The 22295-nt window shown below is 70.7% G+C and carries 25 protein-coding genes; 14 read left to right on the top strand and 11 right to left on the bottom strand.

Translation table 11 applies throughout. From position 1 onward, the window contains the following. Positions 1-65 precede the first annotated feature (65 nt). A complete protein-coding gene (locus tag ABD347_RS17320) occupies positions 66-986 on the top strand; it encodes a universal stress protein (protein WP_344362064.1) in 921 nt (306 codons plus the stop codon). Positions 987-1053: 67 nt separating this feature from the next. Next, complete coding sequence (locus ABD347_RS17325) at positions 1054-1977, top strand: universal stress protein (RefSeq protein WP_344362066.1); 924 nt, start codon at positions 1054-1056, stop codon at positions 1975-1977. A gap of 34 nt (positions 1978-2011) precedes the next feature. Here the strand turns inward: ABD347_RS17325 and ABD347_RS17330 are convergent, their stop codons facing one another. The 3 genes from ABD347_RS17330 to ABD347_RS17340 form a co-directional block, all read right to left on the bottom strand. Continuing rightward, entirely contained in the window at positions 2012-2890 is an 879-nt protein-coding gene (locus ABD347_RS17330; RefSeq protein WP_344362068.1) for a potassium channel family protein, read from the bottom strand. A 264-nt stretch (positions 2891-3154) separates the two neighbouring features. After that, a complete protein-coding gene (locus tag ABD347_RS17335) occupies positions 3155-3694 on the bottom strand; it encodes a DUF488 domain-containing protein (RefSeq protein WP_344362070.1) in 540 nt (179 codons plus the stop codon). A 237-nt stretch (positions 3695-3931) separates the two neighbouring features. Next, positions 3932-4444, bottom strand: a complete 513-nt coding sequence (locus tag ABD347_RS17340; RefSeq protein WP_344362072.1) for a gluconokinase — start codon at positions 4442-4444, stop codon at positions 3932-3934. A gap of 245 nt (positions 4445-4689) precedes the next feature. On the opposite strand from ABD347_RS17340, the gene ABD347_RS17345 reads away from it, so the two are divergent. Continuing rightward, positions 4690-5283, top strand: a complete 594-nt coding sequence (locus tag ABD347_RS17345) for a DUF2238 domain-containing protein (protein WP_344362074.1) — start codon at positions 4690-4692, stop codon at positions 5281-5283. A gap of 44 nt (positions 5284-5327) precedes the next feature. Here the strand turns inward: ABD347_RS17345 and ABD347_RS17350 are convergent, their stop codons facing one another. Beyond that, positions 5328-5534: a DUF2180 family protein gene (locus ABD347_RS17350; protein WP_344362076.1), complete on the bottom strand. Its 207-nt coding sequence runs from the start codon at positions 5532-5534 to the stop codon at positions 5328-5330. A gap of 288 nt (positions 5535-5822) precedes the next feature. Here ABD347_RS17350 and ABD347_RS17355 point away from each other — a divergent pair, with 288 nt between their 5' ends. The 7 genes from ABD347_RS17355 (at position 5823) to ABD347_RS17385 (ending at position 11222) form a co-directional block, all read left to right on the top strand. Next, positions 5823-6254: a PRC-barrel domain-containing protein gene (locus ABD347_RS17355; protein ID WP_344362078.1), complete on the top strand. Its 432-nt coding sequence runs from the start codon at positions 5823-5825 to the stop codon at positions 6252-6254. Positions 6255-6478: 224 nt separating this feature from the next. After that, positions 6479-7003, top strand: coding sequence for a DUF421 domain-containing protein (locus ABD347_RS17360; RefSeq protein WP_344362080.1), 525 nt, complete (start codon positions 6479-6481; stop codon positions 7001-7003). A gap of 126 nt (positions 7004-7129) precedes the next feature. After that, positions 7130-7807 carry a hypothetical protein gene (locus tag ABD347_RS17365; RefSeq protein WP_344362081.1) on the top strand — a complete coding sequence of 226 codons (678 nt, stop codon included), beginning with the start codon at positions 7130-7132 and terminating at the stop codon, positions 7805-7807. A gap of 74 nt (positions 7808-7881) precedes the next feature. Next, a complete protein-coding gene (locus ABD347_RS17370; protein ID WP_344362082.1) occupies positions 7882-8373 on the top strand; it encodes a YflT domain-containing protein in 492 nt (163 codons plus the stop codon). Between the two features lie 302 nt (positions 8374-8675). Continuing rightward, positions 8676-9533 carry a universal stress protein gene (locus ABD347_RS17375; protein ID WP_344362084.1) on the top strand — a complete coding sequence of 286 codons (858 nt, stop codon included), beginning with the start codon at positions 8676-8678 and terminating at the stop codon, positions 9531-9533. Between the two features lie 349 nt (positions 9534-9882). Beyond that, entirely contained in the window at positions 9883-10335 is a 453-nt protein-coding gene (locus ABD347_RS17380) for a DUF4383 domain-containing protein (RefSeq protein WP_344362086.1), read from the top strand. Positions 10336-10658: 323 nt separating this feature from the next. Beyond that, a complete protein-coding gene (locus tag ABD347_RS17385) occupies positions 10659-11222 on the top strand; it encodes a hemerythrin domain-containing protein (protein WP_344362088.1) in 564 nt (187 codons plus the stop codon). 177 nt (positions 11223-11399) lie between these two features. On the opposite strand, the gene ABD347_RS17390 is transcribed toward ABD347_RS17385, so the two are convergent. From ABD347_RS17390 to ABD347_RS30685, 3 genes are all read right to left on the bottom strand, one after another. After that, complete coding sequence (locus ABD347_RS17390; RefSeq protein ID WP_344362089.1) at positions 11400-11795, bottom strand: STAS domain-containing protein; 396 nt, start codon at positions 11793-11795, stop codon at positions 11400-11402. 244 nt (positions 11796-12039) lie between these two features. After that, on the bottom strand, positions 12040-12267 hold the full coding sequence (locus ABD347_RS17395) for a DUF5133 domain-containing protein (protein ID WP_344362090.1): 228 nt from the start codon (positions 12265-12267) through the stop codon (positions 12040-12042). A gap of 195 nt (positions 12268-12462) precedes the next feature. Next, on the bottom strand, positions 12463-12762 hold the full coding sequence (locus ABD347_RS30685) for a con-10 family general stress protein (RefSeq protein WP_425575677.1): 300 nt from the start codon (positions 12760-12762) through the stop codon (positions 12463-12465). A 636-nt stretch (positions 12763-13398) separates the two neighbouring features. Between ABD347_RS30685 and ABD347_RS17410 the strand changes: the two genes are divergently transcribed. Next, positions 13399-14622: a cation:proton antiporter domain-containing protein gene (locus ABD347_RS17410; protein WP_344362092.1), complete on the top strand. Its 1224-nt coding sequence runs from the start codon at positions 13399-13401 to the stop codon at positions 14620-14622. A 215-nt stretch (positions 14623-14837) separates the two neighbouring features. Here the strand turns inward: ABD347_RS17410 and ABD347_RS17415 are convergent, their stop codons facing one another. From ABD347_RS17415 to ABD347_RS17425, 3 genes are all read right to left on the bottom strand, one after another. Next, entirely contained in the window at positions 14838-16694 is a 1857-nt protein-coding gene (locus ABD347_RS17415) for a glycoside hydrolase family 15 protein (RefSeq protein ID WP_344362094.1), read from the bottom strand. A 30-nt stretch (positions 16695-16724) separates the two neighbouring features. After that, entirely contained in the window at positions 16725-17621 is an 897-nt protein-coding gene (locus tag ABD347_RS17420; protein WP_344362096.1) for a universal stress protein, read from the bottom strand. A 180-nt stretch (positions 17622-17801) separates the two neighbouring features. Beyond that, positions 17802-18923: a PucR family transcriptional regulator gene (locus ABD347_RS17425; protein WP_344362098.1), complete on the bottom strand. Its 1122-nt coding sequence runs from the start codon at positions 18921-18923 to the stop codon at positions 17802-17804. A gap of 170 nt (positions 18924-19093) precedes the next feature. Here ABD347_RS17425 and ABD347_RS17430 point away from each other — a divergent pair, with 170 nt between their 5' ends. The 3 genes from ABD347_RS17430 to nhaA all read left to right on the top strand — a co-directional run bounded on the left by ABD347_RS17430 (position 19094) and on the right by nhaA (position 21425). Next, positions 19094-19711: a Clp protease/crotonase-like domain-containing protein gene (locus ABD347_RS17430; protein ID WP_344362100.1), complete on the top strand. Its 618-nt coding sequence runs from the start codon at positions 19094-19096 to the stop codon at positions 19709-19711. Position 19712: 1 nt separating this feature from the next. Then, positions 19713-20027: a DUF3040 domain-containing protein gene (locus tag ABD347_RS17435; RefSeq protein WP_344362102.1), complete on the top strand. Its 315-nt coding sequence runs from the start codon at positions 19713-19715 to the stop codon at positions 20025-20027. Between the two features lie 102 nt (positions 20028-20129). Beyond that, a complete protein-coding gene (nhaA, locus tag ABD347_RS17440) occupies positions 20130-21425 on the top strand; it encodes a Na+/H+ antiporter NhaA (RefSeq protein ID WP_344362104.1) in 1296 nt (431 codons plus the stop codon). A gap of 110 nt (positions 21426-21535) precedes the next feature. On the opposite strand, the gene ABD347_RS17445 is transcribed toward nhaA, so the two are convergent. After that, entirely contained in the window at positions 21536-22222 is a 687-nt protein-coding gene (locus ABD347_RS17445) for a response regulator (protein ID WP_344362107.1), read from the bottom strand. Positions 22223-22295 lie beyond the last annotated feature (73 nt).

The following is a 22295-nucleotide window of genomic DNA, read 5'->3' on the forward strand; positions in this document are numbered from 1 at the left end:
GGTACTCGGTACGTGCCCGGGCCCGTACCAGCACCGTTCACCGGAGCGACCTGTCGGGAGTACTCATGAGCAGCGCCGTACCCTGCCGGGGCAGGCCGGTCGTCGTCGGTGTGGATGAGGGACCTGGCCAGGACTACCTGGTTCATTTCGCGGCACGTGAAGCGGAACTCCGCCAGTGCCCCCTGCGGGTCGCCCACGCGACCCGGCCGCCGCCGACGGGCATACGCGGTGCGCCGGCCGGTGGCGGGGAGGACCCGGCCGCGAGCGTGGGGGCCCGCCTCGTACGCCGGTACGAGGACCTCGTACGGGCCGATTTCCCCGCACTTGCCGTCGCGGGCGAGCTGCCGTTCGGGCATGTGGCCGCCGTACTGGTCGAGCGGTCCCAGGACGCGGAGATGATCGTGATCGGCCATCGCGGCAGCGGCGGCTTCCCACGGCTGCCACTGGGCTCGGTCAGCTGGCAGGTCGCCACGCACGCGCGTTGCCCCGTGATCGTGGTCCGTCCCGGTGTGGTCGCGGCCCCCCGGGAGAGTCGCGTCGTCGTGGGCGTGGACCCCCAGGACGCCTGCCTGGACGCCTCCCTCGCGGCACTGGACCTGGCCTATGTGGAGGCCGGCCTGCGCCGTGCTCGTCTGGAACTCGTCCACGGTGCCTACAGCCCCGGAACGGCGCCCACCGGCCCCGTCGGCATGGTGCCACCGGATTTCGAAGGCCTGGACCAGGGAGCCCGGGACTTCCTCAGGAAGGAGATCAGCCGGCGGCGCGACCGGTATCCGGCGGTCCGGGCCGACCTGCTTGTCGAGCGCACCCGTCCCGCGACACTCCTCGTCCGGGCCTCGCGCGGTGCTTCCTTGGTCGTCGTCGGCTCCCGCGGTCGCACCGGCCTGCGCAGGCTCCTCCTCGGATCCGTGAGCGCGGAGGTCCTGCATACGGCCGAGTGCCCCGTCGCGGTGGCACGGGCCCCGGACGCCCCCGATCCCGGATGAATTCCTTCCGGTCCGGGGACGCGGGCAGCGCACGGCTCCGTCGGCGTTCATCAGCGAAGGTGGACATATGAGCACACGACGTGATCACCCCAAGCCGGTCATGGTGGGGGTCGACGACGACCCGAGCCGGCACGCGGTCATACGGTTCGCGGCCCGGGAGGCTGCCGTGCGCAACGCCGAACTGCGGATCATCCACGCCCTCCCCCTCCTGGCCCCGGCCGACAGCCGTGCCCGTTCGCCGGAGTCCGCGTCGCACGGCGCCGCGGCGGTGGACGACCTCAAGGCACTGGTCCGGCTCGAATTCCCCGGCCTCACCGTGACCGGTGAGCTGCCCATCGGACACCCGGCCGGCACGCTCATCGAGCGCTCCACGGAGGCTTCACTGATCGTGCTGGGCCATCGGGGCAGCGGCGGCTTTCCGCGCCTCCCCCTGGGTTCGGTCAGCTGGCAGGTCGCCACGCACGCGCAGTGCCCCGTCATCGTCATCCGCCCGGGAAAGGCCGGCCGGCGGCCGCACGGCCGGGTGGTGATCGGGGTGGACGTCAACGAGATCTGCGCGGAGGCGGTGGAGCTCGGCTACGAGGAGGCCGACCGTCACCGGGCCGCTCTCCACCTGGTGTACGCGGACGACGTGCGCCTGGCACCTCCTGGGCCGGCCGGAGTGGTGCCCCCGGTCTTCGGCCTGGTACCTCCGGGGCCGGTCGAGCCCCTGCCGGAAACCGACACCGTCCATGACGCGGCGATGAAAGTCCTCCACCAGGAGATCTCCCGGTACACGCGCCGGTACCCGCGGGTGGAAGCGGAGGCCCACGTGGTGCCGGGCCGGCCGGCGGACGCCCTGGTGGAGTGGGCGCGCGAGGCCTCCCTGCTCGTCGTCGGCTCGCGCGGACGTACCGGGCTGCGCCGGTTCCTGCTCGGCTCGGTCGGCGCGGAGGTGCTGCACACGGCGGAGTGTCCCGTGGGAGTCGTCCCGGCTGCGGCGCAGGACTGAAAGCACGGGGCGGCCCGAGCGCGGAGGACGCGGCTCAGGCCCGGACCGGGACGTGACCGTGGTCGCGTGCGTAGGCGGCGAAGATCTCCTCAGTGTGCCCCTTGGTCTTGAGGAACTGCCGATCGAGGACCGTTGCGAGGCCCTCCAGGGCGTTGGCGAGCATGGCCGCGCTCGTACGCACATCGGCCCTTTGCGACAGCTGGCCTTCGACGGCGAGGTCCGCGGCGTAACTGATCATGGCGGCCAGGGACGTGCTGTCCTCGCCGTCGTGGAAGTAGTAGGTCTCGGCGTGCTGGCTGAGGTCGGTTCGCACGTGGATGATCTCGACGGCCAGGCTCTCCAGCAGTACGGCGGCGAACGCCTCGTCCTTCGAGCCCGTGGCTTCTCGTGCGGCCCGCAGCGATGCGAGGCGGAGCGCCAGGACCCGCCTGCGAGTCAGCGCCGGATAGATCTGTCCCACCCATGAGACCGCCGCCGTCAGCAGGGCGAACCCGATCAGGGCCTGGATGGGCACGGCGACGCGGAGCCAGCCGGCGACCGGGACGATATCGCCGAAACCGAGGGTGGCGAGCGCGACGAGGGACAGATAGAGCGCGTCGAGCAGGTCTGTTCGCTGTGCGGGATCCAGGCCGGGACTGTAGGCGAAGCCGTCGGGCATGTGGGCCCAGTAGATCAGCGTCCAGCCGGCGATGACGATGGAGGTCCAGGTCAGGATCACCGAGACCATCGCGGCCGGTCCCACCACCGCGGCGATCCGTCCAGGAGTGGTCCTTCGCCTGGACGAGCGCCACAGCGCGTTCATGACGAGCGTGCTGAGACCGCCGCGGCCGGCCGGGTGCCACAGGGTGTGGAACAGGTCGCGCAACGCCACCAGGACGAGACCCAGTCCGATCACGGAGATGGACCAGTCCATAGGCGTACCCCCAAGTTGCTGGCCTGGGAAAGCCAGTTCTGTGTGCGGCGGCGACAAGTGCACAAGTCTACGGTCAGCTTCTCACCTTCTGGATCTTCGTCAGGCCTTCCGTGGTATCCGCCCCGTCGATGTCGAGCTGTCGGATACCGACTGACGGGTCCTCACCACGCGCCTGGGCCCACCGGTCGGCCGACGGGCCCGCGCCGTGGACGCGTGCGCCCCGCGTCGGCACGGGCGGCCGCGGGGTGGTGGCGTTCGTGCCAGTCACGACGGTGCTGAACCCTCGTCGTCGTAGACAAGAAGACCGTCCGCCCGGAGGCGCACTCCTGGTGTCGGGGAGTGCGCCGTGAGGCGATCGTCGTGCATGAGGTGGTCGACGGGCACACCGCGAGCGAGAACGGCGAAATCGGCGATGAGACGCCGGTGGCACCGCCACCACACCGCTTCGCTGCACATCACCGCGGTCCGTTCCTGTGCCGCCTGACGCAGCACCCGGTCCATGGCGGTGACGAACTGGGGTGTGCGGGTGTGACCGGCGTAGCCGCGGAAGGACGTGTTGCGCCAGACCGTGTCGGGCGAGTCCGGCGACGGTCTGCGGAAGCCGCCCAGATGCTGCTCCCACCGGTACGCGATGCCCTCCTCGGGCAGCCACTGGGCGAGCCGCTGTCGGGACAGGTCCGGGTCGCGGCGGCTGCCGGGGGCGGTTCTGACGTCCACGACGGCCTCGACACCGGCCCGGCGCAGCAGGGCCGCCAACAGGGGCCGGCCGACCGTGCTGTGACCAAAAGTGATCAGCCGCGGCATTGGCGTCCTCCGGTCTTCCGCCACGGGTCCTGTGGCCGACGCCGCGACGGTCCGGGCAAGTGCCCGTCCCGACGGCGAGCCGAGGTCTCCCCGCGCGGGATCACGCCGCGGGGGTGGCGAGGCACGTCGCCCGTCTCCTGTCGCCCGGCCATGTTCGTCGACCGCCGACGAGAAGCGCGCGTCTCGCCCTCGGCGGCGCGGCGCCCACCAGGACCGTCGGCGGCGCGAGCCGAACGCCTACCGCTGCCGTACGGCGGCGAGAGCCAGTCGTGTGGTCTCCTCAACCGTACCGCTGACGGGGACGAGCGCTCCTCGTTCGTCGGCGGCCAACGGCTCCAGGGTGTCCAACTGCGATTGGAGGAGGGACACCGGCATGAAGTGCCCTCGACGCGCGTTGATACGTCGGGCGATGAGCTCCGCCGAGCCGTGCAGGTGGATGAAGAAGACAGAAGGGGCCGCCGCCGCCAGGCGCTCGCGATAGCGCCGTTTGAGTGCCGAGCAGGTGATCACCCCGCCTCGTGGGCGTTGCTCGAGCAGCCACTCCGCGATGGTGACGAGCCAGGGGGCGCGGTCTTCGTCGTCCAGGGCGATCCCGGCCCGCATCTTGGCCACGTTCTCCGGTGGGTGAAAGTCGTCCGCTTCTGCGAAAGGTACGTCCAGGGACTGCGCCAGGGACTGCCCGACTGTCGTCTTGCCGGAGCCTGACACGCCCATCACCACGACCAACGGAGCTTCTTCTTCCTGAGCCATCACTTCAGGCTAGCGCAGTGCCACGAACGGACGGCCGGACACTCGGCCACCAGTTCGCCGCCGGACCCGGTTCCCGCCGCACTCCGGGGCCGGGTGCGATCGGGCCGGCTCTGCGACAGGATTGCGGCGTGGCGTGGGGACTGCCTCATCGACGTAGGGAGCCGTACGGATGTCGTTCACGTCTCCGGCGCGTGCGGCGCGGCGGCGTCCGCGCCTCGGGCCGCGCCGTACGTCGGTGACGTCGCATGGCTAGGACCGCTCCGGAAGCGCGGGGCGCCACCGCCGCCGGAGTGTGCGCACTGATCCGTCTCGGCTTCGTCGCCAGTTCCGTGTACTTCCTGGTACAAGGCCAGTGGGCTGCCGGGCTGCGGTTTCTGCTGGGCCTGGTCCTGCTTGCCGCCGTGGCGTGGACCGGTACACCGAAGCCGTACGAGGCCGCGCTCATCTCCCTGGTGCTCCTGGGCATGTGGGCCGACGTGAGCCACTGGTACGCGCGGGTGACGCACCTCGACACAGCGGTGCACTTCGCTCTCACGGGCAGCGGTTCCATCGTCGTGCTGTTCGGGTTCCTGCGCGTGAGCGGGGAGGAGCTGCGGGCCGCGTCCCGTCGTCTGCCCGTCCGGGTCCTGACGCTCTGGATCACCATGCTCGGGCTTGCGGCCGCCGCCCTGTGGGAGATCTACGAGTGGGTAGTGGAGCAGGTGGCACCCGCGTCCATGCGGGTCGGCTATGACGATACGGTCGCGGACCTGGTGGCGGGGGCGGTGGGGTCCGTCGTCGCGGGGCTCCTCTTCTCCGTCGCGTCGCGTCATCGGCTGTCCGGTACAAGCGAAAGCTGACGCGGAACGCGACCCGGCACCGCGTGGGGAACAGGATCGGAGTCCTAGGGACTGTGTTCAGCCCTGGCGCACACCGGACACACCACCCGCCGGGCCGACAACGCATGGGTGCTCTTGCCCAGCCCGGCGTCCTTGTGCAGCTCCTGCTTCTCGATACGCGCGTGCTGCCGGCACACGGCCACACCGCACTGACAGCAGACCGCCTCGGCCACCTCGTCCGCTCCGGACCGATGGCATTCAAAGCAGCGCATCCTACGGCTCTCCCATCCCCGCGCCACTTCCACGTGAAGCAGCGCGAAGCGGCGGCATGGCGACGTCTCCTTGCCTCACTCGACGGACGGGTATCCACACCGGGGCGGGCCAACCGCGATGCTGCTCCCGGATGCCGACAGGGCCGGTCACGCCGCCCGGGGGTACCGGGGGCGTTCCGGCGGACGAGTGACGCTCGCTGTTCTGGGCACGCGGCACAGGACACCCAACCAGCAGGCCGGAGCGAGACGCGACATGCGAACGCCTCCGAGCCCACCGAGGAGGGCCTCATGAGCAATGCCCGCATACCCACACTCACCAAGCTGAGTGACTCCGATCAGACGGTCGCCGTCGCGGAGGACGACATCCGCGGCCGCACCGTGACCGCCGCTGACGGCGAGGATCTCGGGAAGATCGACGATCTGCTGATCGACGACGAGGAGGGCAAGGTCCGCTTCCTGCTCGTCGAGCACGGCGGCTTCCTGGGGCTCGGACAGAAAAAGACCTTCATCCCCGTGGACGCCGTCACGCGGATCAGCGACGACCGTGTGTTCATCGACCGGTCCCAGAAGCAGGTGACGGACGCCCCGGCGTATGACCCCGACCTGGTCGAGGAAGAGGACTATTTCGACCGGGTGTACTCCCACTACGGCTACACCCCGTTCTGGGGCATGGGCTACACGTACCCGCCCTACCCCTTTCCGCGCGGGCCAGTACGCTGATCGGTCCATGACCCGCGGCGCTCAGCCCTGATCGACGGGTGAGCCGGCCGCCAGGACAGGCGGGGGACGGCGCTCCGCGCGGTTCCCGCCTGTCCCGCGCTCTCCGCGTGGGAGCGGGCGCCCCGCCGGGTCCACTAGGCAGACGCCCCGCCGGGTCACGAGGCAGACCGGTGGGCGGACGGGCGTCCTGTGCGGACGGCCGTTCCAGGGGGTAGCAGTGGGACATGCTCTTCGACTCCTGGGATGACCTCCTCCGTGTTCTGGTCATGGCGGGCCTCGCCTACCTGATCCTGATCGCCGCGGTCCGTGCGTCCGGCAAGCGGGCCTTGTCGAAAATGAACGCCTTCGACCTGGTCGTCACCGTGGCGTTGGGCTCGACCTTGGCGACGATTCTGCTCAATCGCCAGGTGGCGCTGCTGGAAGGCGCCGCCGCCCTGGGCATGCTGGTGGCGTTGCAGTTCCTCACCGCTTGGGCGTCGGTCCGCTCCGGTGGAGTGCGGCGTCTGGTGAAGGCCGAGCCGACCGTACTGCTGTATCAGGGCCGCATGCTGCGTGATGCGATGAAGGCCCAGCGAGTGGCACCGGACGAGATGAGGCAGGCCATCCGGGCCCAAGGGGTCGGCGCCGTGGAGGACGTGCAGGCCGTGGTGCTGGAAACAGACGGCAGTTTCAGTGTGATTCCCCGCTCCCAGTACGGCTCCGGTACCGCTCTCGACAACGTCAGGCGTTCTCATCTCGATCCCGCGTGAGCCGGGCATGACGCCCGTCACCCCGGGCATGTGGCCGGGCGACGAGCGTGGACGTGTGAAAGGCGAACTGAGCGGTGGACTGCTGACGTGGGGCGAACTTCCGGACAGGACTCCGTGCGGAACTCCGTGCGGGATTCCGAGCGTGAGCGCCTGGCCCAGGAACTGCTGGACCGGCTCACGCCGGTAATGAGCGCCCTGGGCCTGCTGTTCCTCCTCGTCGTCGTCGGCGAGCGCATGGCCAGGCCCGGAACGGCGATGCAGACCGCCATGACGGTGACCGGGTGGCTGCTGTGGGCCGCCTTCGTCGCCGAGTTCCTCACCCGTCTGGGCCTGGCGGAGCACCGGGGGAGGTTCCTGCGCCGCAACTGGTGGCAGGTGATCTTCCTGGTCCTGCCGTTCCTGCGGGTGCTCCGCCTGATGCGCTCGCTCCGCCTCCTGCGCACCGGCCGGGTGCTCTCCTCCACCGTGCGGTCCTCGCGGTCGGCGGGGCGGCTGCTCAGCGACCGAGTGGCATGGCTGGGCATGATCACGGTGATCGTCGTGGTGGCCGCGGGGGAACTGCTCTACGAGTTCGACCGCCCGGCCGAGTCGTTCGCGGGCACCCTTCACGCCACGGCGCTGATGGCGATCAGCGGCGAGCCGACCGGAGCCACCACCGCCTACGGCAAGCTCATCGAACTCGTACTGTCCCTCTACGCCGTCACGGTGTTCGCCTCCTTGGCCGGCGCCTTCGGCGCCTATTTCGTGGGCAGCCACAGCCGGACGCCACCCGGCGCGCCACCGGATGAGGTGGGGCGGCCATGACAGCGGACAGGCGCGATCCGTGCATGCCGTCGACTATCAAGGGAACCCAAGCGTCGAGCGAGAAAGGACTGGATATGCCTGAGATCGAGCCGAACCCCCCGAGCCCCGCCCACCTCGCCTGGAACAAGGTGGCGGGCTACGACAGCTACGAAGAGGCGCAGGCCGCGGTCGACCGGCTGTCGGACAAAGGTTTTCCGGTGGAGCACCTCGACATCATCGGCACCGATCTGCGGCTGGTGGAGCACGTGACGGGACGGCTCACCAAGGGACGGGCCGCGGCCGCGGGGGCCGCCGGAGGTGCCTGGTTCGGTCTGCTCATCGGCTTGCTCGTTGGCCTGTTCACACCGGGCCCGGCCTGGCTGGGGCTGGTGCTCGGCGGGCTGCTCTTCGGCGCCTTGTGGGGTGCCGCACTGGGCTGGGCCGGTCATGCCGCGACCGGTGGCCGACGTGACTTCTCGTCCACACGCGCCCTGGCCGCCTCCCGTTACGACCTCGTCGCCCGCGACGGCCACGCCGAGCAGGCCCGAACCATCCTGCACAGCGAGGGGCTGACGGGCATCGCGTGACGCGCCCTCCGGCCCTCGTGGCCGCGCGGACCCGCACCGGGCGATCCGGCGACAGGCCGACCAGTCGTGGAGGGCGGCGCACGACCGCATTCCTGGGTCGGCGCAGGCCCTTCCGCTGACCGGACGCCGCAGCAGCGGGCGGTCGGCTCCGTTTCGGCCCGGCTACCAGCGCCTCCTCCGCTGTTCACGTACGCCGGATGCGGGTACTCGCCACGGGAGCCACGCGACGGTCGGAACGGAACGCTGAGCGAAGGGGAGCGCCAATGCCGAACGCCATGCCCGCGGACGACCAGCCCGTCATCGTGGGCGTCGACGACGGCCCGCGCCAAGAGGAGATCGTGCGGTTCGCCGCGCGGCAGGCGGAGCACCGTGGCAGCCAATTGCGGATCGCTCATGCGATCCGGTACCCGCTGCCAGGCGGTTCCACGACGGACAGCCGGGAAAGGGACCTGGCCGCTGAGGCCGGTGCGCGGCTGGTCCAACGGTACGAGGACCTGGTGCGCTCCGAGTTCCCCGGTCTTTCCGTGACGGGTGAACTTCCCATGGGAAGCGCCGCGGCGGTGCTGATCGAACGCTCCGGGGAGGCCGGCCTCCTCGTGGTGGGACACCGTGGCAGCGGCGGGTTCCCGCGGTTGCCGCTCGGCTCCGTCAGCTGGCAGGTCGCCACCCATGCCCGCTGCCCGGTGGCCGTGGTCCGCCCGGGCGGCACCAGCGGTCCTCCGGACCGTCGTGTCGTCGTCGGCGCGGACCTCACCGACGGTTCGCTGGAGGCGCTGGACTTCGCCTATCGGGAGGCCGGCCTGCTGGGCGTACGACTGGAAGTCGTTCACGGCCTCCACCACGCCGGCATGGTCCCCACCGGCCCGATCGGGATGGTGCCGCCGGACTTTGCCGCGTTGGACGACGAGCCGAGGGAGTTCCTCGAAAAGGAAATCGCCCGGCGACGCGACCGTTATCCGTCGGTCGAGGTGGACCTGCGCATAGAGCACACCAGGCCTGCGACGCTCCTGGCGGAGACTTCCCGCGACGCGGCCCTCCTGATTGTGGGGTCCCGGGGCCGTTCCGGTGTGAAGAGGCTGCTTCTCGGCTCGGTGAGTGGCGAGGTACTGCACACAGCCGAATGCCCCGTCGTCGTAGTCCCCGGGCAGGACGGCGACTGAACCCCGACCGGACCTTCTTCCGACTCGCCGGCCCCGGTATTGGCAGGCAGGGAAGCTGTACCGGAAACAAAAGGCCGAGGAACAGGTCGGGGTCCGACCCTTTCTCACCCGTCCGGCCCATACGACGGGATCCGCTTCTTCCTGGATTGCGGAGAGCACAGATCGAGCAGCAGCGGCTCTATGACGCCCGGAACACCGAAATCACCGGCTTCGCGAGATGCGCTCGGCACAGCGGACGGAAATCGTTCGGCGCGCTGAATGACGAAAGACGGGGTAAACAGCACCTAAAGAGGTAGCGGTTATCCTGCGCGGCCCCCGGCCGCCCACATCCTCCGAAGGGACCACCATCATGTCGACTCATCACGCCGGCCCCGGAACCGGCCGTACCAAGGTGCAGCAGGCCGCGCTCGCCGTCGGCGCCGTATTCCTCCTGGTCGGCATCCTCGGTTTCATCCCCGGCATCACCACCGACTACGACACCATGAAGTTCGCCGAGCACCATTCCGAGGCCAAGCTTCTGGGGATCTTCCAGGTCTCGATCCTGCACAACATCGTCCACCTGCTGTTCGGCATCGCCGGCATCGCGATGGCCCGCACCGCGCCGTCTGCTCGCAACTTCCTCGTCGGCGGCGGTGTGATCTACCTGATTCTGTGGATCTACGGCCTGATCATCGACCGTGACAGCGCCGCGAACTTCATCCCGGTCAACATGGCCGACAACTGGCTGCACTTCGTCCTCGGCGTCGGCATGATCGCTCTTGGCGTTCTCCTCACCCGCCGCACGACGCCCACCACGCGTTGAGCCGAAGCGGTCCCAGCCGCGTACCGAGCGACTGCGGCGGGTGACGTCCGACGAGGGCGCGTCCGCAGTTGCGCGCCGGCAGCCGGCCTCGCGACATGGCCGGGCGGCCTTCCTGCCCTGGGAAGAGCCGCCCGGTTCCGGCGCACTCGGCGCCGCTCGGCCGGGCTGCGCGGAACCAGGGGTCGTGCGCCGTGCGGCCACCGGCCGTACGCCACGTCCATGGCACCGACGGGGCTCATACAGCCGCCGGGCCGGGGGCACCGGCATACGGCGACCACCACAGTGACGCAAACCCTGAACGGAACGGAAGGGAGCCCCGAGACATGGGCCATGGAGGAAACGTCATCGAGGAGCTCACAGCGGACCACCGGGAAGTGGACACGCTGTTCGAGCAGATCGAGACGCGCGCCGCGGACGACCCCGAACGCCGGGTCCTCGCCGACCGGCTCACCATGGAGCTGATCCGGCACTCGGTCGCCGAGGAACAGCACCTGTACCCGGTGGTCCGCCGGTACGTGGACGGTGGCGACGACCTGGCGGACAAGGAGATCGCCGACCACAGCGAAGTGGAGCGTCTCCTGAAGGAGCTGGAGGGCTGCCGGCCGGGCGACGCGCAGTTCGACACTCTGATCACCCGGCTGAAAACGTCGGTCACCGAGCACGTCAGGGACGAAGAAGCCCGCCTGTTCCGTCTGCTGGCCGAGGTGTGCCCGGCCGACATGCTCAATGAGCTGGGCGAGAAGGTGCGCCGGTCCAAAGAGACCGCGCCGACCCGCCCGCATCCTTCCGCCCCCGACACCCCGCCTCTCAACAAGATCCTCGCTCCGGGCGCCGGAATGGTCGACCGGGTCCGCGACATGCTCACCGGGCGCGGCAAGCAGCATTGACAGCTGCCCGGACACGCTTCCGGGCTCCGGGGCGGTGGGTGCGCGGCCAGAGCGGCCAGCGCAGCCACCGCCCCGGAGCCCTGAGCGGGCGAATCCACCGCACGGCTCTTCCGCAGCGCCCGCCCCCGGGCCTGAGGTACGGGAACGGCGGCCGGCGGCCGGGAGCGGGCAAGGCCCTCACTGGTCCCGGGCGCCGTGGGCGGAACGCGGGGCCCGGGCCACGACCGGACGGCAGCCCCGGGCCAAGGCCATGGCGCCGGGCAGTGTGGCCGCCACGAGCAGGATCCGGCAGACCTGGGAGATGCGGAAAACCTTACGGGCCAGGGGCCGACGGGCCACGACGCACAGCACGACTCCCCCGCCCCGAGCGGCACGGTGGACCCGCAGCAGCACGTTGACCAGCCCGGCGGTGACCAATGGGCTATGCACGTCGATGATCACCGTGCGGGCGCCGGAGTGTGACATCACCGTGCGAAGCTCCCGTTCGGCGGCATCCTCCGCGTGGAAGTCGATCACCTCGTGCAGTTCGATCACGACGTGATCGATGTTCAGCCGGTAGCAAGGAAACGGCAACGATTCTCCTGAGGGCATGCCTGACGGGAGGGGCCGCTTCCTGACCACCGCCGTGCTTCTACCCCAGGCGCCGTTGCTCATGCTGATATCCCACGTCGTATGGGTTCGGCCGCACGGAACGGTCACCCGGGCACGCCCCGGGAGGTTCCGTGAGCAGTCGGGGCGGTCCAGCGACCGCCCCGGCGGGCCCGGTGAGCCGGCGGTGCCCGCGCGGTGGGCTACTCGGTGCGAGTGCCGCTGATGCTCAAGCCGGAAGTGGGGCACCACTCGGTACCGAGCGGGCAATGTGCTGTCGAGCAGCGCCCAAGGCACTGGAAATGTCACGGGTGCCGGTGGCGACGCACAGCGTGTAGGAGATGTCCTCCATGCGCTGACGCACTTCCGGACTGGACGCCTTCTCGGCGTGCAGCGCGCTCAGTGTCTCGTACTGTTCGATCAGGTTGGTCAGCACCGCAGGGTGGGCCATCAGCACGACCGGTACTCCCTTCACATCGCTGCCACTACTCGTCAACCGCGTCCGGATACCCGGTCATCACTCCGGCACACCTGGCCGGACACGGCAGCAGCCCGCTGCGCATGGCTGCGGGCAAACAGGGAGCGGGTCCGGCCCCCTGCGAGAGGGCCGGACCCGTGCGGCACGCTTACGCCGTTCCGAGAATCGGCAGCGTTACTGGTTACCGCCCCCGCTGTGCTGACCGCCCTTGCGGCCCGCTTCGGAAGCGCGCTGGGCGTCGTTGGCGAAGTTGCCGCCGCTCTCGTGACCGCCCTTGCGGCCCGCTTCGGAAGCGCGCTGCGGGTCGTTGGCGAAGTTGCCGCCACTTTCGTGGCCGCCCTTACGGCCCGCTTCCGACGCGCGCTGGGCGTCGTTGGCGAAGTTGCCGCCGCTCTCGTGACCGCCCTTGCGGCCCGCTTCCGAAGCGCGCTGCGGGTCGTTGGCGAAGTTGCCGGAGTTGTTGGACGCAGCCATGACTGCTCCTTTCACTCGATCGGTGCGGTTCCTGACGAAGACGCGAGTGCCCGACACCTTCCGGGCCCAATCACCTGTTTTACTGATTTTTACTGACTGCTCCTCAAGTCCCCTCGGCGCTCGCGGCGGTGGTCTATCCCGGCTGCTCCGACGTGCCGGGCCGTGTCACCACACATGCGCGCGCCTCCCAACTGATCCACCGCAAAGGGGAAGTTTGCGGGATGGTCCGAGCACGAGGCAAACACGGCGGCGAGCCGGACGGCCCGCCGCCGTGGCCATCCCGTCCAGCCGCCCCCGCCACTTGCGACGGGAGTCGTTCACACGCACCCGCTGAGGACGACGCCGGCTCGGTTCCGGCCGCTGCCTCGGGTACGTCAGTGGTGAGACGCCCTCCGGCACGCGGGCCGGACGAGGGGTGGCGGGTCGCCGGGCGCGGCCCGCAGCCTGTCGCCTCCCGCCCCGTCCCCGTCGCGCCGAGGCGGGGGTGCCAGGGGCCGGTCGGCCACGGGGCCGCAGCAGGGCTCGTTTCCCGCCGAGCTGAGTGCTCTTCGCCGGGTGTCACCCGGTCTGGGCCGTCCGGGGCATCGGGCTTCGGGGTGGTACATGCCTGTGGCCGAAAAGGGGAAGCCGGGAGGCATGGTGGACACTCTGCTGACCGTTGCCGGTGCCCTCGCCCTCGTCGTGGCGGCGCTCTCCGCGCTCATCCAACGGGTACCGCTGAGCGGCCCGCTGCTGGCCCTGGTGACCGGGATCGTCTTCGGTCCGGCCGTACTCGGGGTCATCGACCTGCCGACAGTGGTGGAGGGGCACAAAGAGCTGCACGAGGTGTCCCGCATCCTGCTGGCGATCTCCGTGATGGCCGTGGCCCTTCGTTACCCGATCGGAGCCGTCCGGTCACGGATCAGGCCGGTGGCCGTCCTTCTCGGCGTGGCCATGCTGGGGATGGCGCTCCTCACCACGGCGGTGTCGGCCGCCGCCCTGGGCATCGGCCTCGGCGCGGCGGCACTGCTGGGAGCCGCCCTGACCCCGACCGACCCCGTCCTCGCCTCCAGCGTGGTCACCGGCGAACCCGCCGAGAAGGCCATCACCGCCCGGACCAGGCAGCTCCTCTCTCTCGAATCGGGCGCCAACGACGGTCTGGCACTGCCCCTGGTGCTCGCCGCCGTGGCCATCGCCGGGCCCCTCACCGGCACGGAGGCACTGCTGGAATCCCTGTGGCAGGTGCTGGGCGCGGTCGCCTTCGGGATGGCGGCCGGATGGATGGGGGGCAAGACGCTGCGCCACGCCGAGGAACGCCGCACCATCGAGTCCGGCCCCCTGCTGATCTACACGCTCCTGCTGGCCCTGGTCGTGCTCGGCGCGTCGGGGCTGCTGCGTCTGGACGGCATCCTGGCGGTCTTCGTCTGTGGTCTGGCCTTCAACGCCACGAGTTCGGCGAGCGAACGAGCCGACGAGAACAAGATCGACGAGGCGGTCAACCGCCTCATGGTCCTGCCGCTGTTCACCGTCCTTGGAGCGATGATCCCCTGGCGAGAGTGGGGCGAGCTGGGATGGTGGCGGGCACTGCTGCTGGTCCTGGGCGTGCTGCTGCTGCGTCGGCTGCCGGTCCTGCTCGCGCTCAAGCGGCCGCTCTCCCTGACCTGGCGGGACGCCGTCTTCCTGGGCTGGTTCGGCCCCATCGGCGTCTCGGCGCTCTTCTACCTGACCATGGAGGCCCACCGGCTGGGGGCGGACCCCCTCGTCCTGGCCGCCGGAACACTGGTCGTCGCCGCCAGCACCGTCGTGCACGGCGTCACCACGGCCCCCGGGCTGGCTCTCTACCGCAGGGCCGCCGACCGGGAACCCGGCGCGGCGCGATGAGCCACGGCGCGTCCCCCGCCGTCTCCGCCGGCCGCCTCCCCGCCACCACGGCCGGCCACACCGGCACCGAACCATCCGCTCCGGTCCGGTCCGGTCCGGTCACACACGCTCCACGGCGTCCGCCGCTCCGGCTGCTCCGTGAACCCCGCCGGGTCGGCGCACCGCCGGCTCACCGGTCGTCGCCGGGCGAGACCGACAGGCCGGCGACAACACCGTCAGCTGAACCACGCGTGGGTGGACAGCTCCGGGCGGGCTCCACGCAGGGTGCGTGACAGGACGACCGCACTGGAGATCAGGCCGACGTGGCTCAGCCCCTGTGGGAAGTTCCCGAGGAACATCCCTGTGGTGGGGTCGATCTCCTCGGGGAGCAGACCAAGAGGGTTGGCGTAGGAGCACAGTCGGTCGAAGAGCTGGTGGGCTTCGTCGATGCGGCCCTGCCCGGCGAGGTTGTCGACCATCCAGAAGCTGCACAGCAGGAACGCGCCTTCGGGCTGGCCGATGCCGTCAGGGGAATGCTCGGGGAGGTACCGGTAGAGCAGGCCCTCGCCGGCGCCGAGCCGGTCGGCGATGGCACGCGTCGTGGCCGTCATCCGTGGGTGGTCGGCGGGTACGACGCGCCTCAGCGGCAGCGCCAGGAGGGAACTGTCCAGCGCGCCGCCCGGGCCCAGGTGCTCCGTGATCGCTCCGGCTTCGTCGTCCCACGCCTCGTGCAGGACGCGCTCGGTGAGGCGACGTGCTTCCTTGGCCCACGTATCGGCGTCTCCGGGCAGGTCGAGGCGGTGGGAGAGGCGGGCTGCGCGGTCGAGCGCCACCTGGCACATGGCGGCGGAGTAGGTGAACGGCCGGCCTGGGGTCCGTACTTCCCAGATGCCGTGGTCGGGTGTGCTCCACGCTGTCCGCGCCTTCTGTGCGAGACCGGTGAGGCGCCGCCAGAGGTCGCTGTCGAGCGTGCCGCCGGTGGCGGACCACTGCAAGGCGCAGTCGAGTATCTCGCCGTAGACGTCGTGCTGTGTTTGCTCCGAGGCGGCGTTCCCCCAGCGGACGGGCGGGGAGTTGCGGTAGCCCTCCAGCTCCTCGTCGATCGTCTCCGGACCGGGGACGCGGCCGTCGACGTCGTACAGGACCCGGGGCTGGTCCTTCCACCGGGCCGTGCTCAGAACCCAGTGGAGGAAGCGTCCGGCTTCGTTCGGCAGACCGATGCGGCGCAGTGCGAAGACCGCGTAGGCGGCGTCGCGGATCCACGCGTAGCGGTAGTCCCAGTTACGTGCTCCACCGACGCACTCGGGCAGTGAGGAGGTGGGGGCCGCGACGATGGCGCCGTTGTCCATGTGGTCCAGCAGCTTCAGTGTGATGGCGGAGCGGCGCACCAGTTCCGGCTGCGGTACCGCGTGCACGACGTCGGCGGACCATTGCTGCCACACCCTCGCGGTCTGCGCCAAGGCCGCTTCCACGGCGTCGGGTTCCGCGCGAGGCGTGGCGTGTGGATCCCAGTCGAGGACGAGGGAGAGCCGTTCCCCGGCGGTGAGGCGGACAGTGCTGTCGAGCCCTGTCAGCGGATGCGAGCAGGCGAGGCGAAGGGCAGGCAGCCGCTGCGCGAGGTCCACGTGCCAGCCGTGGGGCGCGCGCGTGAGCCGCCCGCCTCCGCGGGGGTGCAGCGACACGTGCAGGTCCACCTCGCCGTGCGTGACCCGGGCGGAGCGCAGGAGTTGTCCCGTTCCCGGCCGGCCGCTCACTTCGAGCCGCGCCGCTGGACGCAGAGCGAATGCGTCGGTGACCTCCACGGCACCGGTCGGCGTGCGCGTCTCCGTGACGAGCACGGCGGTGTCGTCCACGTACCGCTGGACGCTCCGGCGGACATCGTGCGGAGCGACGAGGAAGCGACCGCCGCGGTGCCGGTCAAGGAGGCCGCAGAAGAGAGGAGGTGAGTCGAAGCGCGGTACGCACATGAAGCTGATCGCTCCGTCGCGGCCCACCAGGGCCGAGCCACGCCCGTCTCCGATCAACCCGTGGTCGGCTATGGGCAGGTAGCCGTCGTGCCTCTCCAAATGCTTCCACTGCTTCCACTGCTCCATGGCCGGATTGCCTCCCGGACGGTTCTCGGATCAGACGTCGTCCTGGACGGGGACCACAGCGACCGGGCAGAGCGCGGTGTGCAGCACCTCACCGCTGACCGATCCCAGCAGGAGTCTGCGCAGCCCGGTGCGCCGGTGAGAACCGACGACGAGCAGGGAGGCGTTCCGGGACGCTTCGGTCAGCAGCCGGCCAGGCGGGGGATGGCCGATACGCAGGTCGACCTCCACGTCGGGGTACCGCTCACGCCGCTTGCTGATCTCCGCCTCGAAGAACTCCTGTGGGCCCCTTCTGGGGACGGGGAAGTCCGGTGCCATCGTGGTGATCGCTCCGGTGGATGAGGTGGCGATATGAACGGCGCAGTGCATGACGTCCAGGCGCGCCCCCCGCAGACCGGCTTCGAGGTACGCCATGTCCAGGGCCTGCAGCGAAGCCTCGTCCAGGTCCACGCCGGCCACCACAAGGTCGTCCGGCGGCTCCGCGCCGTGGGAGGGCCGCGTCACCACGACGGGGCACTCGGCGTGCGTCGCCACCTGCCGGCTCACCGAGCCGAGCGGAAGCCGGGGAGACCCGCCGCTGCCCCGGTGGCCGAGCACGATCAGCGTCGCGTCCGCCGAACGTTCGGTCAAGGTGGCCGCCGCGTGCCCCATGGGCAGCTCACCGGCAACGGGCAGGGAAGGGGACTCCTCGCGGGCCAGCCGCTCGTACTGCTCCACCAGCCGGGCCCCCGCCTCGGCGGCGGAGCCACCTTCCTCGTGGTCGGAGGAAGAGCCTCCTGGCAGCGGCAGCTCGATGACATGGGCGATGTGGAGCGGGCACCCCCGGAGGACGGCCTCGCGGGCCGCGAAGCGTACGAGCTCGTCCTGGCCCGGCCCGCGGTCGACGCCGACGATCACGGGGCGCTTCTGTGGCGTCGCGGCACTGGTCATGCCTTCTCCCGGTGCACATGGTGCGGTAGGAGACCGACGAGTACCCGGATCAGGCTCATCAAGCCATCCCCCGATGGACGCGGGTGGTCAGCCGGCACACCCCGGACGCGCCTCGTGTCATGAACCGCTACGAGTGTGAGCGCCGTGAGCACCGCGAGGTCCCACCCCCGAGGGCGGCGGTCAGTCGGCGCGCTCGAGCGGTTCCGCGGGCCACCCGAGGAGCCTGGCGCCCAGCGCCGCGGTCTGGAGCGTGTACCGCTGGTCGGGGTCGGCCGGATCGTATCCGGTCAGTTGCCGGATACGGCCGAGGCGATAGGTGACCGCACGGACGCTGATACCGAGCCGGCGTGCCGTCGCGGTGCTCACGCACCCGGTGTCGCAGTAGGCCCTCAGGGTGTCGAGCAGAGGCGCCGGTCCGCCCCGGGCCTGTTCCAGGGTGCCGAGCACGGTCGCCACGAGGTCGGTGATCGCCGCGCGGTCCCGGCCGAGTACCTGGAAGACCAGCAGGTCGGCCGCGTCCACCACGGGGGCGCTGAGCGCCAGCCGCTCGGCGATGTCGAGCGTGCCGCGCACTTCCTGGTACGAGCGTACGATTCCGCTCGGCCCGGGGCGGGAGCGGCTGACGGCCACTTGGTGGGCCTTGACGCCGGACATGCCCACATGCCGGGCGAAGGTCCGCGGCACGTCCGTCTCCGTCGTGGGCGACACACACACCAGCAGCCCTTCCTTGCTGGTGATGAAGACGTCCCGCGCCCTGAAAGAGGTGGCCATGCCCTCCTCGACATGGCGCGTGGCCGGGTCGCCGGCACGGAACGGGACGGTGGCCCGGGCTGCCGTGACGGTGTACGGCCCCACCAATCGGAGGGAGAAGCGATCGGCCCGCTCGGCCAGCTGTCCCAGATCGGTACGCCCGTCGAGAAGGTCGTCGACGAATTCGCGCCGCATGGCCTCCTCCCGGCGAATGGCTTCCTGCTGTCCGGCTTCGTACCCACGAGTGAGCGCGACCGTGGCTTCACGCGCCCGCTGCCACGCCAGGGGCATCTGCCGCCTGTCGCCCGGCTGAGGGCAGGAGGCCCCCTCCAGCGACTCCTGGTACGGCTCCCACGCCGCGGTCAGCCACGCGCTGACCAGGTCTTCCAGCGCCACGCCGCTTTCCCCGGCCGACGCCGCCAGCTCCCGCAGGCCTGCCAGCTCACCGGGCTGCAGACCACGCCCCTCCGCCGCTGCGGCCGCCACGAGGCTTGTGCAGCGGTTCACGAAGTCGGCGGCCCGTCCCGCTTCCGCCCTGGTGCCCTTGGCCATGGCCGCTCTCCCTCCGTCACGCATGCTGTCTCCGGTTTGCCGAGGTTCGGCAATGAACGGCTGCCCAGACGGCCGTCCGTAACGCGTCCGGCGACGCGTCGGTGCGGAGCCCGGGGGTAATCAGAAGACCCGAAAGGAAACACCTCCGATTCGGGAGCGAGGAGGTGGCCATGTCGTCCCGGGCCCATGCCGCCGCCGGACCGCTGCTCGACCGGGTCGCCCGGGCGCATCCGGCCGCCCTCGGGGACGGGGTGCGAACGACGGAACGGAACGACCACATGACCGTACTGCTCAAGCCGGGCGACCCGGGGAACGTGCCGCAGTCGGCACGCGACGTCGCACGGGTCTGCCCGCACTCCTCCATGCCCGGCATCGCGCATCTGGCCCCTTCCGGGGCGCGCGCGGCGCCGGTGGACGCGTCCACCGCACCGGCACCGCGCGCGACCGCCGAGGCAGAGGGAGGGGGGACGAGCGCGAAGGTGATCAACGGCGCTGTCCCGTACGCCGTGCCGGCAGCCGAGCGGCACGGGCGTGGCGTGTCCTTCGCCGAGGCAACGGTCCGCGACGGTACGGCGCTGCCGGCGCAGGAGGTCGTGGAGACCGTGGAAACCGTGGAAACCGTGGAGGCCGATCCCGTCGCCATGCCGGCGGTGCCCGGCGAAGCCTGGCCCGCCGCCGTCGACGGCCGCCGCGTCGGTGCGGCCGACGGCTACGAGGTGGTGCCGCGGGCCGCTGGGGCGTACCGAGGAGGCGTGAACGCAGCCGAGCCGACCCGAAGGAGTCGTTGACATGGCATCCGAAATGGACGAGGCCCGCCTCCTGGCGGAAATCGAACAGCACCTGGCGCGTGAGGATCCCGGTCTCGCGGCACGGATCAGCGCCCTGGACGAGCAGTTCCCCGACGACACCGCGCCGCCGCCGGCCGAGGACGGCAACGCGCGTCCGTGGAGTATGCCGTTCGCCTGGGTCCTGGCGGTCATCGCGGTCATGGGCCTCCTCCTCACCGCGATACTCAACGCGCCACCGGCCACCGAGGAACAGCAGCGCCCGCCCACCGGGCAGGCAGTCACCCAGCTGTCGCTCCCCTACGGCGCCGGCGTCTGACGGCCGCGGAGGCCGGGGACGACGCCGCGCCTCGCACCCGCGGTCGGCTCAGCGGCGCCCGCGTACCACCCACGCCTCTGGGACCAGGAGGAGGTGACGCCCATGGGTCCGGCCCCGCGCGAACGGTCGGTCTTCCTCGGGCTGCTCCCCTGGGCGGAACGCACAGCCGTCGCACGAGCGCTCCGTGCGGAGACAGCCGGCGGACTGGCGCTCCTGGCAGCGGCCGTGGTGGCGCTCGTCTGGGCCAACACCCCCTGGAGCGCCGCCTATGAAGCCGTACGCGCCTTCCACTTCGGCATACCCGCCCTCGGGCTCGACCTGTCCGTCGAGCACTGGGCCTCCGAGGGGCTGCTGACCATCTTCTTCCTCGTGGCGGGCATCGAACTCAAACGAGAGCTGACCCTAGGAGAACTGCGCACGCCGGCCAAAGCCGCACTTCCGGTGGTCGCGGCCGTATGCGGCATGGCCGTACCCGCCGGGCTGTACCTGGCGGTGTCCCTGCCCCGCGGCGGCACGGCGGACGGCTGGGCCGTACCCATGGCCACCGACATCGCCTTCGCCCTCGCTGTCCTCGCCGTGCTGAGCACGCATCTGCCGTCCGCCATGCGCGCCTTCCTCCTCACCCTCGCCGTCGTCGACGACCTGGGCGCCATCCTCGTCATCGCCCTCTTCTTCACCTCCAGCCTCAATCTGCTCGCCCTGGCCGGCGCCGTCGCGGGACTCACGGTCTTCCACCTCATGCAGCGCAAACGCCTGCGCGGCTGGTGGTGGTACGTACCACTCGGCCTGACCATCTGGGCCCTCACCTACAACAGCGGCGTCCACGCCACCGTCGCCGGCATCGCCATGGGGCTGCTCCTGCGGACCGGACGTGATCCGGACGAGCGCGTCTCGCCCGGCGAACGAACCGAGCATCACCTGCGCCCGGTGTCCGCAGGCATCGCCGTACCCCTGTTCGCCCTCTTCGCCGCGGGTGTGAGCATCTCGCCCAGCGCACTCGGCAGCGTCTTCCGCGAGCCCGAACCACTGGGCGTGATGGTGGGACTGGTCGTCGGCAAGACCCTGGGCATCTTCATCGGCACGTACCTCGCCGCACGTTTCACCCGAGCCACGCTCAACCCCGACCTGGCCTGGGCGGACGTACTCGCGCTCGCCGCCGTGTCAGGCGTCGGCTTCACGGTCGCCCTCCTCATCGGCGACCTGGCCTTCCTGGACCCCGCCGACTCCGAGCACATCAAAGCCGCCGTCGTCACCGGCTCGCTGACAGCCGCGGCCCTCGCCGCGATGCTCATCAAACGACGCAACACCATCTACCGGCGCCTCTACGAGGAGGAGAGCCGTGACGAGAACGCGGATTCCATACCCGACATCTACCAGCGGAGCCCGGGGACCCCTTAGCCACGCGGCAGCGGGGTCGGCACGGGCTCAGACACTCGCGGCCGCCGCGTCCCCTGCTTCCCCGGTCCCGTCCGGTCCCGTCCGATCTCATCCGGTCCCCTCCGATCCCGTCACTTCTCGAAGCGGTATCCCATGCCCGGCACCGTGATGAGGTGCCGCGGGTGCGAGGGGTCGCTTTCGAGTTTGCGTCTGAGCTGGGCCACGTAGACCCGCAGATAGTGCGTCTGCGTGCCGTAGGAGGGCCCCCACACCTCCTGGAGCAACTGTTTCTGGGTGGTCAGCCGGTCCTGGTTGCGGATCAGCACTTCCAGCAGGTGCCACTCGGTGGGGGTGAGGCGTACGTCGTGTCCGCCACGCCGGACCTTCTTGGCATGCAGGTCGATGGTGACGTCCCCTGCGGTGACGATCGCCACGTCGTCCGTGGCGGCGTCCGCCGTGTCGTGGCGACGGACGGCGGCGCGGAGGCGGGCGAGTAACTCGTCCATGCTGAAGGGCTTGGTGACGAAGTCGTCGGCGCCCGCGTCGAGCGCCGCGACCTTCTGGTCGGAGGTGCTGCGGGCGGACACGACCAGTATCGGTACGCGGGTCCAGCCGCGAAGGCCCTTGATCACGTCGATGCCGTCCATGTCGGGCAGCCCGAGGTCCAGCAGGACGGCGTCCGGGGGCGCGGCGGCGGCCATCCGCAGGGCCGTCGCCCCGTCGGGCGCGGCGTCCACCTCGTACACGCGTGCCTTCAGGTTGATGACGAGCGCCCGTGCGAGCTGTGCCTCGTCCTCGACCACCAGCACCTGGGTCATCGGTATGCCGCCTTTCTCCGTGCGGGGAACGATGGTGCCGCCCATGGGCGGGGCCGGGTGGCTCCCGCCCACG

It is taken from the genome of Streptomyces gobitricini, from assembly GCF_039532985.1.
Classification (GTDB): Bacteria; Actinomycetota; Actinomycetes; order Streptomycetales; family Streptomycetaceae; genus Streptomyces; species Streptomyces gobitricini.